Genomic DNA, 16,197 nt, shown 5'->3' with positions numbered 1-16,197 from the left:
TTCAGACCATAACAAACACATTCATGGCTAAAGCCATTCCAACAAGTACACTTTGCCTAGAACCTAGAACCTAGAACCTAGAACCTAGAGCCTTCGGTAGATGAAGACGCAGCACCAAACACCCACACCGCGCGGCTGAACGCTGAAAGCTGATAGCTCTGTGATGTGTTGGGTTTCGCTTCGCTCTACCCAAACTACGCCAGGCCTTTCAACTTTTCCCTCACTAACTTTACTCTTTCTAACTCGCTAACTAGCGACTAAAAAAGCCCATACTCTTCGGTTTCTTCTGCTTCGTGGCGCATGAGGTGCTCTGGGCGGAAGATGGCACTTGGGTCTAATAATAAGCTGTGTTTATGCTTCATTTTGATTAATCCGCGCATCATGTTTTTAGTTTGCGGATCAACATCAAAACCAACCGAGGTAAGTTGGTCTAACGGTTTGATGTCTTCTTTTTTTACGTTGATGTTGTCTTCTACTTTGTCGACTAGAAGGCCTATATGAGGTGTTACACCGTCTTTTGTGGTGAAGATGATGATTGGCTTGTAATCAAGAATGATCTGCTCACGTGCCGATTCAAACAATCTAATAAGCTGGTTGAATGTTTGGCGCTTTTTCTCTGCAAATAGGCTAATCACCTTGTCGTGAGGTTGGCTTTTTTGCAATTCTAATAACTCACCGGCCATAGCATGTAATTCACGGTGTGGCTTATCAAACTTGGCTAAGATACTTTGTAAGTCTTCGTTATCGGTTTCAAAGTTGTTATACCAACGACCGAATGCACATTTGTCTGGATCTGTGGCTTTTGTAAAAGGCGTACCTGTCACTAAACTATTTTCTAAGGCATCTAGCCAATCTAAATGGTCTTTCTCTCTTTCGACTAAAAGATCAGATAATTCGGCATTGGTTTCTTTGGTTGAGTGGTTGTTTAATACAATTCCTAAATCAAAGATAGGCGTTGGAGTTTCCATATAATCTTTAACTCCAATGAAGCTTTTATTTTCATTTGGCAACGACGTTAAGTTTCCTTCGTAACGCTCAGTTAGAAGAATATCGAGAATTTTTAGTGAAATGGTCTTTTGGCCAACTCGAAAATTAATCAGATCCATATTTCCCTCAAAGCCTTGTTAAGTCTCTATAGCATAGAACATTATTGTAATTTAGTCGTAGTTTAACCTAATTACTTTTAAAATATGAGCGGTAGATTTTTTTGTTATTTCCCGCAGTGTGAGTGTTAAATAGATCAGCGAAATCTGATGTGTCAGTAAATAGACGATTTAGCTCAGTCAGCAGACATTGATTGTTTAGAGGCGTTGGACATTTTTGGGCAGCGCTAACCAATGCAACGGCATTCAAATAACCTTCAAATATAATTCTATTCGCACTCGTGTGATAAGGCTCGATATCTTCAATAAACTGCTTACACCAAGGGTTTTTACAGTTATTAGGGTCGGGAACCACTTCAGTGACCATAATGTTGGCGGGCTGCTTAATTCGCTGATATAAATCATGACTCGATACAAAAGACACCGAAGTATAGTCTGGGTTGAAGCTTTGTTTGTTTGCAGCGTTAACAAATTCAGCGAGAGGCTTGTAGGTACCGACTAAACAAATTGCGGTTGCATTACTTTCTTTTAGAAGCGCTAAAGCTTTTGAAATATCATCACTATTGCGCTTAAATCGCGTGACTTCTACAGGTTTAATACCATGTATTTTTAGGGCGTTAACGAGATTGCTCTCTACCATATAACCAAACTCATCGGCTTGGATCATTAAACCAATTTTTTCATGCTTACGCTCTTTAACTAGGTAGTTAATTTGCTCTATGGCTTCATCTTGGTAGCTCGCACGAAGATTAAATACATTTGGCATTGAGCTGTTATGTAAAAAGTCAGCGCCTGTAAATGGCATGAGAAATGGAATACGGTGTCTATCTAGCAGGGGCTTAATTGCATGGGCTGTTGGTGTGCCCATAGAGCCAAAAATCGCATGGATTTTTTGGTCAAATAAAAACTCGCGGGTATTCACTACGGTATTTTTTGGCTCGTAGCCATCATCAGCTAATATCAGGTCGATACTTTGGCCGTTAACACCGTTTTCTTTGTTGATTTTATTAAAGTAAATATTACTGCCAAGCGCCAGTTGTTCGCCTATTTGCTTTGCAGGTCCTGTGAGCGCAGTGGACATTCCGAGTTTAATGGTAGGCTGTGAGTGTTCAGCTAAAGCTATCTGAGATAGCAGCAAGGTACAAATACTTAAACACTTAATAGCTGTTATTTTGAAGTGATTTATAGTGAGCATACCAACCTTGCACTGCGGTTTTGAACTGTGAGTCTAAGTCTTTTTTACCTGTAAAACCGGCTTCTTCGATCAAGCTATTTACAGAGGTTTGCTGTAATACTAGTCGAATAAGGATGAATTTTGTATGTTCATCTAATAAATTTAGACTAATTGGTGTGCTCCAAATCATTTGCCATAGCAATGGCTGCACTTGGAAGAGGTTAATATCACCGGTTAACAGCCGCTCAGCTCTTGCATCTAAGGCAGAAGATAGGTCACTTTTTGGTAAGCGTTTGAATAGCTCTGCAATAAGCTGCCAAGGAAGTGAGCTAAAGTGACCAAGGAGTTGCAAAGACAGGTCTTGTTTAAACTCTTCTATTAAGAGTGCTGCGCTATCAGTCGTTTGCTTATCTAACGCTTTAATCACTAAAGCAGCATGTTCAGCCGTTGCTTTGTCATGACTAAATCCAAGCTTAACAATATTAAAGCCATTACTTTGCCAAAACTTAACTAACGCTGCATTTGCGCCAAAACTGGCACCAAAATAACTGCAATTATTTAATTGGCTTTCGCAGTAGTTTAACAGGGCTGAGCCAATACCTTGTTGATGACATTCAGGTGCAACAGCTATTCTCACAACTCTCGCTGAGCGTTTACACAAGTCTTCTGTATTTCGGCTCAATTGAGTCAGAGTTTGCGCCATTAAATGACCATGAGGCCTGCGCTTTCCTTTTATAACTTGCTCAGCAATCTCAGGCGTTAAGCCACCCTCAATAGCAATTAAGCAAACGGCTTTTAATGCATTTTCTTGTTTGCAGATCGATAGCTGTAACTCTGGGGCATCAAGCAATTGGCGTAAGTCATTTACTGTGGTTTGGTAATGAGCCAGCGCCAGTAGCGCCATAATTTGGCTAAGCAGCTGCTCATCTTCAACGAGTTGATCTTTGCTTATATTTTCAAATTGGTAAGACTTACCACTCTGCGTATCTAGGTACTTTGCATCGAGTAGTAATAGTTCGCGTAGGCTATTTTCGAGGGGGTCATGTTTAGCAAAACGAATAGGTTCATCCAGAGTAACTGCCTTTAGCGATTTATATTGGCTACGTAAGTAATGTAAAAAGCGTAACGTGTAACCACGCCCATTTCCTTCATAACCAACCATAGTGCTAGCAAATACGATTCGTGGATAACTTTTTAGGATCTGCAATAGCATAGGAACCGGAATCGCCGCTGCTTCGTCGACAAATAACAGATCGCAGTCAGGTTTTTCGTTTAGCAGTGTATCTGGCGCAATATAGCTAAGATTAGCTAGTTGTTTAAAGTTTTGCTCTTTGCTAACACCAAGCTCAGCAGCTAAATGCTTAAAACTTGTTTGTACGGCTTTGGCTTGCGTGGCACAAATAAGGATTTTTTTATCTTGAAGACTTGCTGCTGCAATCCCTAAAGCAGCTGACTTACCACGACCTCGGTCCGCACTGATCACAAAAGGGCGATTAGCGCGCCCTGTTGCGGTTTTAATAATTTGCTCAACACATGCTTGTTGTTGCTGATAATTTATCTCAGCAGTTGCTGGCGATACTGATTGGTAAGCAGGGAGCGAGTGTTCAGTAAAATAATGTGGCTGCAACTTTAGCTTGGAGAATAAACGCTGATTAAAAAAGCTGTGTTTAATCACTTGGCCATAAGAGGTAATACTTGTGAGTGCAGGGTCTTGCCACTTGCGGTCATCGGGCAGCAACATTATCAGTACACCACCTGCTTTTACAGTACCTGCAAGCGCTGCGAGTTTATCGGCATATAAGCCGCTAAAACCATCAAAAATTGCGTGTTGAAACTCTTGGCCAAGAATTTGGTGAGCATGTTTTGGAAACTCACTATTTGCTAATAATGAGCTGCTACTGAAAACATAGGTATTTTTGAGCGCTAATTGGTTTGCAAACTGGTAGCACCAAGTTTCGCTGCCTTGCACAATGACAAGCTGGCGATGCTTTGCAATCACCAGCTCATTACACAGTGCTGTTAAGTACTCATTATAAGGCTTGAAGTCTTGCATACTGTGTTACAAGCCATTTGCTGCCTAGGTCATCAAAGTTCACTTGAATACGTGACTGTGCGCCGCTACCTTCGTAATTGAGTACGGTTCCTGCGCCGAATTTGGCGTGTAATACGCGTTGCCCTAAGTTAAAGCCGCTATCTTCAAATGCGGCATGTGTTACTGATGGGCTAAAACGACCTGCCGCAGGCGGTCTTGAAACCTGTGTTTTAATTCGGATTTCTTCGATACAGTCTTCAGGCATTTCACGTAAAAAGCGTGATGGGCTATGGTATTTTTCTTGTCCGTATAAACGGCGACTTTCTGCATGGCTAATATATAGTTTTTCCATCGCGCGAGTCATACCAACATAGCAGAGGCGGCGTTCTTCTTCTAAACGACCAGACTCTTCATTACTTTGTTGTGATGGGAACATGCCCTCTTCAACACCAACCATAAATACCAATGGGAATTCTAGGCCTTTTGCTGAGTGTAGTGTCATCATTTGCACCGCGTCTTCGTGCTCATCAGCTTGACCTTCGCCAGACTCTAGTGAGGTATAAGCCAAAAATCCCTGTAGTGGTGAGCTGAACTCTTCATCTTCAGGAAGTTCGTATTGACCACAAGCACTAATAAGCTCTTCTAAGTTTTCTACGCGGGCACGGCCTTTTTCACCTTTTTCAGCTTGATACATTGCCATTAACCCTGAGGTTTGAATGGCATATTTCGCTTGCTCTTCTAAGGTGAGATCGCTGATTTTATCTTCGATATGCTCAACAAGTTCTAAGAATTTAGTGACGGCACTTGCTGCACGGCCAGATAGGTGTTGTTGCTCTACAATTGCTTTTGCGGCATACCAAAGTGGCAATGACTCATTGCGCGCGCAATCACGGATATGACTTAGCGTTTTATCACCAATGCCGCGGGCAGGGGTGTTAATAACGCGCTCGAAAGCAGCATCATCTTGACGGTTACCCACTAAACGTAAATATGAAAGCGCATCTTTGATCTCTTGACGTTCGAAGAAGCGCATACCGCCGTAAATGCGGTATTTTAAACCTTCTTGTAGCATTGCTTCTTCGAGTACACGAGATTGCGCGTTGTTACGGTATAAAATCGCGGCGTCTTGTAATGCATTACCTGCATTTAGCCAGCTACGTAGTTTGCTGCTGACAAAGCGTGCTTCGTCTAATTCATTAAACGCAGCGTAAACAGAAATAGGCTCACCATCATTGCCGTCTGTCCAAAGGCTTTTACCCATGCGTTCAGCATTGTTTTTGATCAGTGCATTTGATGCTTTTAAGATTGTTGCCGTTGAACGGTAATTTTGTTCAAGGCGAATAGTTTCGGCTTCGAAGTCAGTTAAAAAGCGTTTGATATTCTCAATTTTTGCGCCACGCCAGCCATAGATACTTTGGTCATCATCACCTACGATCATAATACTGTTGGTGTTACCTGCGAGTAATTTTAACCAAGCATATTGAATAGTGTTGGTATCCTGGAACTCGTCTACCAGCATGTGGGCAAAACGCTGTTGATAGTGACGTAAAAGTGTTGGGTGATTCTTAAGTACTTCGTAGCAGCGCAGCAGTATTTCTGCAAAGTCGACTAAACCTGCACGGTCACAAGCCTCTTGATATGCAGCATAGACTTTCAGCATCATTTGCTCATTAATATCGTAGGCTTGAATGTCTTTAGGGCGCAGACCTTCATCTTTTTTCGCGCTGATATACCAACCAAATTGTTTTGCTGGCCACTTTTTATCATCGATGTTCATCGCTTTAAGTAAGCGTTTTATCATGCGTTGTTGATCGTCAGAATCTAAGATTTGAAAGCTTTCAGGCAAGTTCGCTTCACGGTGATGGGCGCGTAAAATACGATGAGATAAGCCGTGGAAAGTGCCAATCCACATACCACCAACCGGTGCTTTTAACGTTTCTTCTACACGGGTACGCATTTCTTTCGCGGCTTTGTTAGTGAAGGTTACCGCAAAGATGCTGTATGCAGAAGCTTGCTCAACTTGCATGAGCCATGCGATGCGATGAACAAGTACTCGAGTTTTACCAGAACCTGCACCTGCAAGTACCAGCATATTTTGCAATGGGGCTGCGACAGCATCCCGTTGTTTGTCATTTAAGCCATCGAGTAATTCAGAAACGTCCATCGTTACGCCTTTTCAATCTATAATGGGTGGAGTATAACAGGTGTTTATGCAAGGCTAAATAAAATACTGTTTTTATAAACAGCTATTTTGGCAAGTTATTAAAATTGCAGTATAAAAATTGTGAATTTGACCGATTTTTAGCAAAAAGAACTAAAATCAAAATAACGCTACTTTTTAACACTTTGATTTGTAAGTCATAATAAGTTGGCATAAAGTGTGATTATAAAAAGTATAATCATTAAAAACTACAGAGGTTAGTATGGCAGAGCAAGGTTCTGGCGGTAATGTAATCGCAGCAATATGTAATATCTTTTTTCCTGGTTTAGGACAATTGGTACAAGGTCGTTTAATGGCGGCTATTGCATTCTTTTTAGCATGGGTTATTAGTGGTGCACTAATTTATGTGGCAGTTGGTTTTATTCTACTGCCAATCGTATACCTATGGGCGATTATTGATGCTGCACGCTTCAAGTCGCGACTCTAGCTATTTAATTAGCACAAACACGAGCGCCACTTAGGCGCTCGAGTTGTTTTAAGGCGACTAAACTCGCCACGTTTAGCTGCAAACGGTATAATTAGCAGATAACGTATTAAGAGTACCCTCCATGGAATATCAATTTATCCGCGACCCTATTAGCGGTTTACGCATTAAAATTTCCTCTGAACACGCCATCATAGGCCGTTGGCTAAACGAAGAAGTCGGAAAAGAAAAAATTGCGATGGTGCAAGCGTTGATCTCTGCTGTTAAGAACAGTCATGAGTCTTTAACTTTACAAGGTCAAGAAATTGATTTGATCTTAAATAAAGACGAAGCGCTGTTCGAAGCACATGCATTACATCAAGATAACGAAGACTTAGTTGCCTACCAAGATGATGATTTAATGCTTGAAGAAGAAGGCCTGTGCAGTGGCTGTGGCTTTGAAGATTTTGTTGATTTAATTGAATCTTGGCAAGAATTTACACAAGGCCGATAAGCAGACTCATGTTCTGCTTATCGGTAGCTAATTTATTGCTCACTCACTGATTTAACAGCAGCTAGTAATAAATCTTCTGTTAAGCGTACTTTGTAATTTGGGTTGGCGTATTGAAAATGAACTAACCCATTTGTATCTATCACGAATACTGCTGGTACAGGCAGTGCTACTTTCGGCTCACCTTCTAACGAGACAAAGTTAACCCCAAGCTTATTGCGGTAAATCTTTGCTGTTTTGTCATCTAAATAAAATGCTAAACCTAACGTTTGCGCCAAAGTAAGGCTGTCGTCAGAAAGCAATTGATAGCTAGGAGCTGTAATTTTTGTTTCAGCGAGTTTTTCAGGGCTATCTGGTGAAACGGCAATTAGTTGCGCGTCTAAGCTTGCTAATTCTTTCTCAATTTTTTGCACGCTGGCCAATTGTTTTGAACAATATGGGCACCAGCCACCACGATAAACAATCAGCACGGTAGTTTTTTCTTTAAAGCGCTCAGCTAGCGAGACGGTTTTACCGTATTGGTCTTTCAATTCAACATTTGGCACCGTTAAGCCAGGTAATAACGGACTAACTTGCTCTGCTGATTCTGCAATATTGGTCGCAGTTGCAGCGATAACGTGGCTTGATAGTACAAACAGTGCACTAATGAATAGAGATTTAAACATGGGCTTCCTCGGTTATTTTTATCAACTGCAAAGATGACCTGATTGTTGCGGGATTTATTTCATCTTTACCTACATCAAACTCAAATTTAACTGTAGTATATAGGCAAATAAAAAATGCAAGTTGGGATAAAGAATGTCTGCTAATTTACAAAAACTCGTTGTTATGCTCGAGATGCAAAATGCGATGAATACCAAAGTTCATGAGCAATGGTTTAGCCAAGGTTTTGAATGGTATCGTGCAATTTGGGTTGAGTGTGCTGAAATGCTTGACCACTACGGTTGGAAGTGGTGGAAGAAACAAACCCCAGATACAGAACAAGTTATTTTAGAGTTAGTTGATATTTTCCATTTTGGTTTATCTTTACGCATTGATGGTGAAACCAGCTATGAGCATTTAGCTGCGCAACTTGAAGCTGAGTTAAGTGCACCAGTTAAAGCCGATGACTTTAAACAAACACTCGAATTATTAGCCGCCTCAGCAGTCGCTGAAAAGAGTTTTAATGCAGCTGCATTTGCTGGTTGTATGGCGCAAATCGGTATGGATATCGATGATTTATACCGTGGCTACGTTGGTAAAAACACCTTGAATTTCTTCCGCCAAGATCATGGCTACAAAGACGGTAGCTATATCAAGGTGTGGAATGGCCAAGAAGATAACGAGCACTTAGTTGAAGTGGTAAAAAGCCTAGATACAGAGCATGCAGATTTTGCAAAACTTGTATATCAAGGCTTAGAGCAGCGTTACCCGAAGTAATCATTCAACGGGTATAAGCTCGCGAAAATCGATGGTTGATAAAAAGCCATCGAACTGCTTATGCGGTTGCTGACTATCAGGGTTGGCAACCGCAAGTATATGACCAATACCAAACTCTTTTGCTGCATCTAGCACGGCAAGGCTGTCGTCCACAAATAAAGTCCGTTCCTTATCAAACTGCCATTCTTGATGTACTTGTTGCCATAATGGTTGATGCTCTTTACTCACGCCATATTGATGAGTTGAGATAACCCCATCTAAGTAATTATCGATAGCAGTGTGTTCAAACTTTAACATGGCACAATCTGGGTGTGCGTTAGTAAGCATGATCAATTGCTTGCCTGCTTTTCTAAGCTCAGTTAAAAACGGCGGAACATCTTCACGAATTCTGATTAAATGTTGTATGTCACGTTTTAGCGCCATAATTGGTAAATCAAGTTGTTGTTGCCAATAATCTAAGCAGTACCAATTAATTTGTCCGTGAACTTGTTGATAACGATGTAAAATGTCAGCTTTTGCTTCGTCTAAGCTGATTTTATGTTTACGCGCATATTGCTCGGGAATAACAGTTAGCCAAAAGTAATTATCGTAATGCAAATCGAGTAGGGTGCCATCCATATCTAACAACACAGTATCGATTTTTGACCAATTTAACATAGGCAATTCACTTTAAAAGATTTATGATGAGCATAACTGCCATGATAGCAAATTAATGCCAATGACACAGAAAAAGCATCCTACACCACCGCAAATTTTGTCTAATGAAGTTGTCGCTAAAAGTCGACTATTTACTGTTGAATCTCTCGAATTGAAGTTCTCAAATGATGAGCAAAGGCAATACGAAAGAATTCGTGGCGGTGGCAGAGGGGCAGTTATGATTGTGCCAGTAACGGCCGATAACGAACTGTTATTAGTGCGAGAATATTGTGCAGGCATCAATGATTATCAGTTGGGTTTTCCAAAGGGCTTAATTGACCCAGGCGAAACCCCACAGCAAGCTGCAGACCGTGAGCTTAAAGAAGAAGTTGGTTTTGGTGCTAAACATTTTGCTGAACTTAAAAAAGTCAGCATGGCGCCGAGTTACTTTAATGCCACTATGCATATTTTGTATGCTGAAGACCTCTACCCTGAAACCTTACCCGGTGATGAGCCTGAACCGCTTGTCGTGGTAAAATGGCCAATAAGTGATTGGCAATCATTATTGCAACAAGAAGACTTTACTGAAGCACGAAGTGTCGCAGCTTTGCTATTATTAACAAAGTACTTAGAGTCGGGAGCGGGCAATGAATGATTTTTTAGAACCGTGTATTCGGTTAGCTGAGCAAGCAGGCGATGCCATTATGGCCATTTATCAGCAGGATGATATTGGTGCTGAGCAAAAGTCAGATCATACTCCGGTCACCAAGGCTGACTTAGCATCGAACGATGTATTAATGGCTGGTTTGAAAGCCATAGCCCCTGATATTCCAATTATGTCAGAAGAAACACCTATTCCGGCGCTGGCAGACAGAAAAGATTGGCACCGTTATTGGCTGCTTGATCCTATGGATGGTACAGGGGAGTTTATTCTAGAAAGCGGTGATTTTGCAGTTAATATCGCTTTAGTTGAAAATAATCGCCCAGTACTGGGTGTTATCCATTGGCCAGCGAAACAAGTGACTTATTTTGCTAGTTATCAAAATGGCGCATTTAAACGTGAAAATGGCCAAGATCAGCAAATTTCGGTAGCAACGCCGGATAATTTAACCTTAGCTGTAAGCCGCAGACAAAAAATTGAAGCGGTCAGCCAGTATTTAAATACTCAGTTTGCGACGGTGGCATTAGGCTCATGTTCATTAAAAGCGTGTATTATCGCTGAGGGTAAAGCGGACTGCTTTTTACGTATCGGGCCAACGGGTGAGTGGGATACTGGTGCGTCACAAGTGATTGTCGAAGAAGCTGGTGGCTGTATTACAGATGCCGAGTTCAACCCGTTAACTTACAATCAACGAGAAAGCACAGAAAACCCTGATTTTATCGTGATGGGTCACCCTGATTGGGAGTGGCAAAAAATGATTAGTCCTCATCAGCGTGCATTCTAACGGTGTTTTGTGTGCTTTTTGTTCGCTTGAATTAAATTTGTCACTATAACCCTTGATTTCTAATCTTATTGCTATATGATAGCGCTCTCTCTGAAACAGGGCAGCAATAACATGCTTATGTTACTTAGAGATTACAGGGGCGGGATAGAGCAGAATGATAAATCATTCGTCGGACTCGCTAATACCTGAAGTCGAAGGTCGTCGGTTTAAATCCGGCTTCTGGGACTCTAAACATACAGGCGCGGGATGGAGCAGCCTGGTAGCTCGTCGGGCTCATAACCCGAAGGTCGTCGGTTCAAATCCGGCTCCCGCAACCAACTTCTTAAATTAAGTGAGAAGTAAAATAAACTTAATATTCAGGCGCGGGATGGAGCAGCCTGGTAGCTCGTCGGGCTCATAACCCGAAGGTCGTCGGTTCAAATCCGGCTCCCGCAACCAATCTTTTAAAAGATTGGTATATTGTTGGAACTTTAAAGGTCGTCGGTTCACTCTTCACCTTCACAGCTCCCGCAACCAATTCTCTGAATTGGCTGACTTCTTAAATTAAGCAAGAAGTAAAATAAACTTAATAATTTCAGGCGCGGGATGGAGCAGCCTGGTAGCTCGTCGGGCTCATAACCCGAAGGTCGTCGGTTCAAATCCGGCTCCCGCAACCAACTGAAATTAAAAATTTATATGTAATACTAGGCACGCGAAAGCGTGTTTTTTTATGCCTGAAATTCAGGTTCAGAGCCCGAAGGTCGTCGGTTCGCCCTCAAAATTCACAGCTCCCGCAACCAACTGAAATTGAAGATTAAAATTAAATGAGTTTGATAAGTAGGCACGCGAAAGCGTGTTTTTTTATGCCTGAAAAAGCTGGAAGCTTTAAGCTATAAGTTTTAAGTAGAATGAGAGTGTTGTTTAGTGCAGTGTTTTCACTCGGGTTCACCCAGTTCATTCTTTGTGTAGGTTGGTTTGAGCGTAGCGAAACCCAATACAATTCATGTTAAACCTTTCTTCTGATTGTGCTTGACCTAGCACCTAGCACCTTTACCCCGCTAACTCACACCTAAATCCAACCCCTTGATATCTATTCTAGTTATTCATCCCTAAATTGGAAAATGATTATGAATGTTAGCTGAACTGAACTACGCTTGATTAATAACTAATAATAAATGTGTAGATTTAGGGATGATCCGTTTTTTAATAGCGCTGTTAGCACTTCTGTTCTTACCTTCAGCTTTGTGTGCATTTCAAAACTACGATATTGATGATGGTCTATCGCAAAGTGTTGTGTTTGATATTGTTCAAGACCAGCAAGGCTTTATCTGGATTTCAACACAGGCAGGTTTAAACCGTTTTGATGGTAATGAGTTTACTGTATTCACAGCATCCGATAAGGAAAATAGCCTAGCGAATAACTATATCTATCCGTTGGCACTTGATAGCGAATCACAGCTGTTTATAGGTACTCGAAATAGTGGTGTAAACCAACTCGCATTACATAATTATCAATTTTCTGAGCCGCTTTTAAAAGAGCGCCGAATAACCAGCTTATTAGTAGCGCAACAGCAAGTTTATATTGGCACTTACGACGGCAGCCTGTTTCGTTACGATAAGCGAACGGAGCAACTTGAAACGTTAATAACAGGGTTAAAAAAGCCTATTTATGCGCTATCAAAAATCGCTGACTTACTTTGGATAGGAACGCATGGAGCTGGGTTACTTCATTATGACCTTATTAATAATCAACAAATCAATTCGGTTTTTTCTGGCTTTGCTGAGCCTGTAGATATTCATGGCAGTATCTTCGCTATCAAACAGGCCGCTGATGGCAGTATTTGGTTGGCAAGTCAGGGCGGCGGTTTGTATAAGATTGAGCTAAGCACCAAAACAATAACGCAGTGGTTAACTTCTAATGATGATAATTCTGGGCTTAGTAGTAATGAAATTCGTGATATTGAGTTTGATAGCCAAGGCCGAGTTTGGCTAGCAACGCGAGGCGGCGGAATTAATGTTTACGACCCTATTGATGCAAGCTTCACCGTTTTAGCGCATGACCCGTTTGATAAATATAGTCTTGCTCATGACCGGGTATATAGTATCTACCGAGACAGTAGCGACATTATGTGGTTTGGTACTGCACATGGGATCAGTAAGCTCGACCCTGCATCATTGCAATTTAGTAAGTTAAAAAAGCCAACGCCACTTTCAAGTAACGATGCGTGGGCGTTATTTGAAGACTCAAAGCAACGTATTTGGTATGGCAGCTGGGGTGGCGGTATCGATATTCTTGATCAGCAATTAAATCGTTTAGATCGCATAACCAGCGAAAGTTCACCGTATTCAATCAGTAGCAATGCAATTAAAGCCATCGCCGAAGATCGTAATGGCGATATATGGATTGGCAGCTGGCAGCAAGGGATTGATGTTTTGCATACCGATGGCAGCATCAGTCACTTTCGGGCAGATGAAGGCGAGCATGGCTTAACTGAAAACAGTATATATGCCCTTTTAGTCGATGAGAAAAATAATGTTTGGGTCGGCACTAATGGAGGGGGGCTGTTTTGCTTTGATAGGCAGCGCGGCAAATTTATTAGTTTTGCACAGCCTGTAGCAAATACACAACTTGTAATTCCAACGGCGCGGGTGACGAGTTTATACAAAAGCTCGCAAGCAGATCTGTGGATAGGCACAGATGGTGATGGGGCTTATCACTACAACGCAGCAACCGATACCCTCACTAATTATCGCAAAGGAGACTTGGCTTTATCTGATAATACAGTGCGAGCGTTTTTAAAAATTGATCAGCAAATGTGGCTCGCAACATCGAACGGCTTAAATATTATTGATTTGAGCAACCAGCAAGTTCATCAGCTTAATGTCGCTCAAGGCCTTCCTAATCAAGTCGTTTATGCGTTGCTAAAAGACAATGAAGATAGGGTATGGCTAAGTACCAACAACGGCCTCGCTAAAATAGACCCTGTAATCATGAGCATAAAAAATTATAAAGCTCGACATGGCTTACAAGGTAATGAATTTAATGCCGGTGCTTATTTAAAAACCCGTGATGGCCGCTTGATGTTTGGTGGCACTCAAGGGGTTAGTGTCATTAACCCTGCTGACCTTGAAGTTAATACTATTGGTGGGCAATTAGCACTTACTAGTTTGCAATTTGATGATGAGGATGTGGTAAACCAAGGAGTCAGTCGTTTAGGCAGTTTATACCAAATAGAAAAAAGCCGTTCAGTGACTATTCCTGCGGGAACTAAACGGGTTCATTTTCAGATTGGTTACCTACACTACTCTGAGCCACAGACTAACCAATATTCCTATCAGTTAGCGGGCTTTGAACAACAATGGCGCAAAGCTACAGGGGCTTTTTTATCAGTTGATTACACTAATCTTCCTGCTGGTAAATATCAGTTGAAAGTTAATGCTAGTAGTGAAAATGGGGCAAATGCGCTTACCCCATTACTGTTAAACATAACGGTTCTTGCGCCTTGGTGGCAAACCAGTGAGTTTTATCTGCTAGCAGCCATGCTGATTTTGGCGATGGTGTGGTTATTCACAGTGTTTTGGACTCGCCGTATACGCAAACAAAAATATTATCTGGAGCAAATTGTTAGCGAACGCACCGATGAAATCGCAGAGCAAAAAACACTCATCGAACAGCAAGCTGATGCTCTGAGTGATTCACTCGAAAATAAAGTGCGTTTTTTTACACATGCATCTCATGAATTACGTACTCCTTTGAGTTTGTTGATTGCGCCGTTGCAAAAGCTCATAGCAGATGAGCGAAATACTGAAAAGCGTGAGCAACTGAACTTGGTATTGCGTAATAGCCGGCGCTTAGAAAGTTTGGTCGATAAGCTGTTAACGCTGACTCGTTATGATGAGCGCCATGAAGAGATTATTAAAGTTGTATCATTATCGGCAATAGCCAGAGAGGTCGCGGGGCAGTTTGCTGTGTTAGGTGAAAAGCCCATCGACTTTAAGGTTGATATTGAAGAGGCTGTATTTATTGAAAGCACCCGAGAAGGGGTGATCACAATTCTTACTAATCTATTAAGCAATGCTTTTAAGTATACTCAGCAAGGCCAAGTCAGCTTAATCGTAAGCGCATCAGGTGAGCTTGCCTACATAGAAGTAACAGACACAGGTAAAGGCATCGCAGACGCTGAAAAAGACAAGGTGTTTGATACTTTCTACAGAGTAAGTAGTCATGCAAATGTAGAAGGTAGTGGCGTAGGTTTAGCTATCGTTAAACGTCTGGTCGATAAATACAAAGGCAATATTGTGTTGGCAAGTCGTTTAGGAGAAGGAACCAACTTTAAACTCGCATTTAAAACAGCACAATTTGCAGAGCAAGTTCCTGTTGATAGTACAAGCCTAAAATCAAAAGTGAGTCATGACAAAGCGAGTGTATTAATTATTGAAGATAATGACGAGCTACGTCATTACCTAAAAACAGAGTTACAGCACCGCTATCAAGTATTATTAGCTGAAGATGGTCAGATCGGTTTGCAAATAGCGCTGAGCCAAGTACCAGATTTAATAATTACTGATCTAATGATGCCAAAAGTCGATGGCTTTACTGTTTTAGATTCATTACATAATTCGCCCGTTACTTGTCATATTCCGGTGATTATTTTGACCGCCAAGGGAGACTATGAAACCCGAGTAAGTAGTTTGCAACAGCATGCGCTAGATGTGATCACCAAACCATTTGATAGAGAAGAGCTATTTTTAAAAGTTGAGAATTGGATACATTGGGTCAATTTATATTCTCAACAGCAAACTATGGATGCACCTGATCATGTTGAGACAAAGCAACCGGTTGTGGTTGATCCTCGTGACAAACAGCTGCTTGAAAAGCTTGAGTTGTATGTTGCTGAGCATTACCAGCAACAAGGTTTCTCTATGGTGAATTGTGCGAAAGAATTAGCGCTTAGTGAGCGTCAATTACAACGTAAGTTAAAAGTTCTATTAAACATTACTCCTAGTGAATATTTGCGTAATTATCGACTGAGTAAAGCAGCTGAATTACTAAGACAAGGGCGACAAATAAGCTTAGTAATAGATGATGTGGGCTTTTCGTCACGCTCGTATTTTTCTAAATTTTTTAAAGCAAAATATGGCATGACAGCGAAAGAGTACCAATGTCATTACATATAACATGTTGTTTATATAGGAAATGTCGTATTTGAGTACATTTTTGTCGGCATTCAGCATACTTATTTCTTGTAACTAATCTACCCTTGAACCTTAACG

12 protein-coding genes and 3 tRNA genes are annotated in these 16,197 nt (G+C 41.3%); 9 read left to right on the top strand and 6 right to left on the bottom strand.

Features of this window, described 5'->3' with window-relative positions; translation table 11 throughout:
* Window positions 1–257: 257 nt before the first annotated feature.
* The 4 genes from AN394_RS13565 to uvrD all read right to left on the bottom strand — a co-directional run bounded on the left by AN394_RS13565 (window position 258) and on the right by uvrD (window position 6,473).
* Window positions 258–1,106 carry a CZB domain-containing protein gene (locus AN394_RS13565; protein ID WP_055021760.1) on the bottom strand — a complete coding sequence of 283 codons (849 nt, stop codon included), beginning with the start codon at window positions 1,104–1,106 and terminating at the stop codon, window positions 258–260.
* A 67-nt stretch (window positions 1,107–1,173) separates the two neighbouring features.
* Window positions 1,174–2,298, bottom strand: a complete 1,125-nt coding sequence (locus tag AN394_RS13560) for an ABC transporter substrate-binding protein (RefSeq protein WP_152968934.1) — start codon at window positions 2,296–2,298, stop codon at window positions 1,174–1,176.
* The gene (locus tag AN394_RS13555) at window positions 2,261–4,330 is read right to left on the bottom strand and encodes a GNAT family N-acetyltransferase (RefSeq protein WP_055021759.1); all 2,070 of its coding nucleotides are present in this window, start codon (window positions 4,328–4,330) and stop codon (window positions 2,261–2,263) included. The genes AN394_RS13560 and AN394_RS13555 overlap by 38 nt, the downstream gene beginning before the upstream one ends.
* Entirely contained in the window at window positions 4,308–6,473 is a 2,166-nt protein-coding gene (gene uvrD / locus AN394_RS13550; protein ID WP_054563945.1) for a DNA helicase II, read from the bottom strand. Before uvrD ends, AN394_RS13555 begins: the two co-directional genes overlap by 23 nt.
* Before the next feature lie 259 nt (window positions 6,474–6,732).
* Between uvrD and AN394_RS13545 the strand changes: the two genes are divergently transcribed.
* On the top strand, window positions 6,733–6,957 hold the full coding sequence (locus AN394_RS13545) for a hypothetical protein (protein WP_054554878.1): 225 nt from the start codon (window positions 6,733–6,735) through the stop codon (window positions 6,955–6,957).
* Between the two features lie 121 nt (window positions 6,958–7,078).
* Window positions 7,079–7,447 (top strand): YacL family protein, encoded by a 369-nt coding sequence (locus AN394_RS13540; RefSeq protein ID WP_055021758.1) that lies wholly within the window; start codon window positions 7,079–7,081, stop codon window positions 7,445–7,447.
* Window positions 7,448–7,479: 32 nt separating this feature from the next.
* On the opposite strand, the gene AN394_RS13535 is transcribed toward AN394_RS13540, so the two are convergent.
* On the bottom strand, window positions 7,480–8,109 hold the full coding sequence (locus AN394_RS13535) for a peroxiredoxin-like family protein (RefSeq protein WP_055021757.1): 630 nt from the start codon (window positions 8,107–8,109) through the stop codon (window positions 7,480–7,482).
* A 133-nt stretch (window positions 8,110–8,242) separates the two neighbouring features.
* Between AN394_RS13535 and AN394_RS13530 the strand changes: the two genes are divergently transcribed.
* A complete protein-coding gene (locus AN394_RS13530) occupies window positions 8,243–8,863 on the top strand; it encodes a dUTP diphosphatase (protein ID WP_054563942.1) in 621 nt (206 codons plus the stop codon).
* Here AN394_RS13530 and yrfG read toward each other — a convergent pair whose 3' ends face one another.
* The gene (yrfG, locus tag AN394_RS13525) at window positions 8,864–9,520 is read right to left on the bottom strand and encodes a GMP/IMP nucleotidase (RefSeq protein ID WP_055021756.1); all 657 of its coding nucleotides are present in this window, start codon (window positions 9,518–9,520) and stop codon (window positions 8,864–8,866) included.
* Between the two features lie 61 nt (window positions 9,521–9,581).
* Here yrfG and nudE point away from each other — a divergent pair, with 61 nt between their 5' ends.
* The 6 genes from nudE to AN394_RS13495 all read left to right on the top strand — a co-directional run bounded on the left by nudE (window position 9,582) and on the right by AN394_RS13495 (window position 16,101).
* Window positions 9,582–10,154 carry an ADP compounds hydrolase NudE gene (gene nudE, locus AN394_RS13520; protein ID WP_200910014.1) on the top strand — a complete coding sequence of 191 codons (573 nt, stop codon included), beginning with the start codon at window positions 9,582–9,584 and terminating at the stop codon, window positions 10,152–10,154.
* Entirely contained in the window at window positions 10,147–10,944 is a 798-nt protein-coding gene (gene cysQ, locus AN394_RS13515) for a 3'(2'),5'-bisphosphate nucleotidase CysQ (protein WP_055021754.1), read from the top strand. The genes nudE and cysQ overlap by 8 nt, the downstream gene beginning before the upstream one ends.
* Window positions 10,945–11,184: 240 nt before the next feature.
* Window positions 11,185–11,261, top strand: a tRNA-Met gene (locus AN394_RS13510).
* A gap of 44 nt (window positions 11,262–11,305) precedes the next feature.
* Window positions 11,306–11,382: transfer RNA gene (locus AN394_RS13505), tRNA-Met, on the top strand.
* 141 nt (window positions 11,383–11,523) lie between these two features.
* A tRNA-Met gene (locus AN394_RS13500) sits at window positions 11,524–11,600 on the top strand.
* A gap of 514 nt (window positions 11,601–12,114) precedes the next feature.
* Complete coding sequence (locus tag AN394_RS13495) at window positions 12,115–16,101, top strand: two-component regulator propeller domain-containing protein (protein ID WP_055021753.1); 3,987 nt, start codon at window positions 12,115–12,117, stop codon at window positions 16,099–16,101.
* The last annotated feature ends 96 nt before the right edge of the window (window positions 16,102–16,197 follow it).

The sequence above is a fragment of the Pseudoalteromonas sp. P1-26 genome (genome assembly GCF_001401795.1).
In the GTDB taxonomy this organism is placed as follows: domain Bacteria; phylum Pseudomonadota; class Gammaproteobacteria; order Enterobacterales; family Alteromonadaceae; genus Pseudoalteromonas.
Note: the sequence above shows the minus strand (reverse complement) of the source record. Positions and strands in the feature narration are given on the sequence as shown.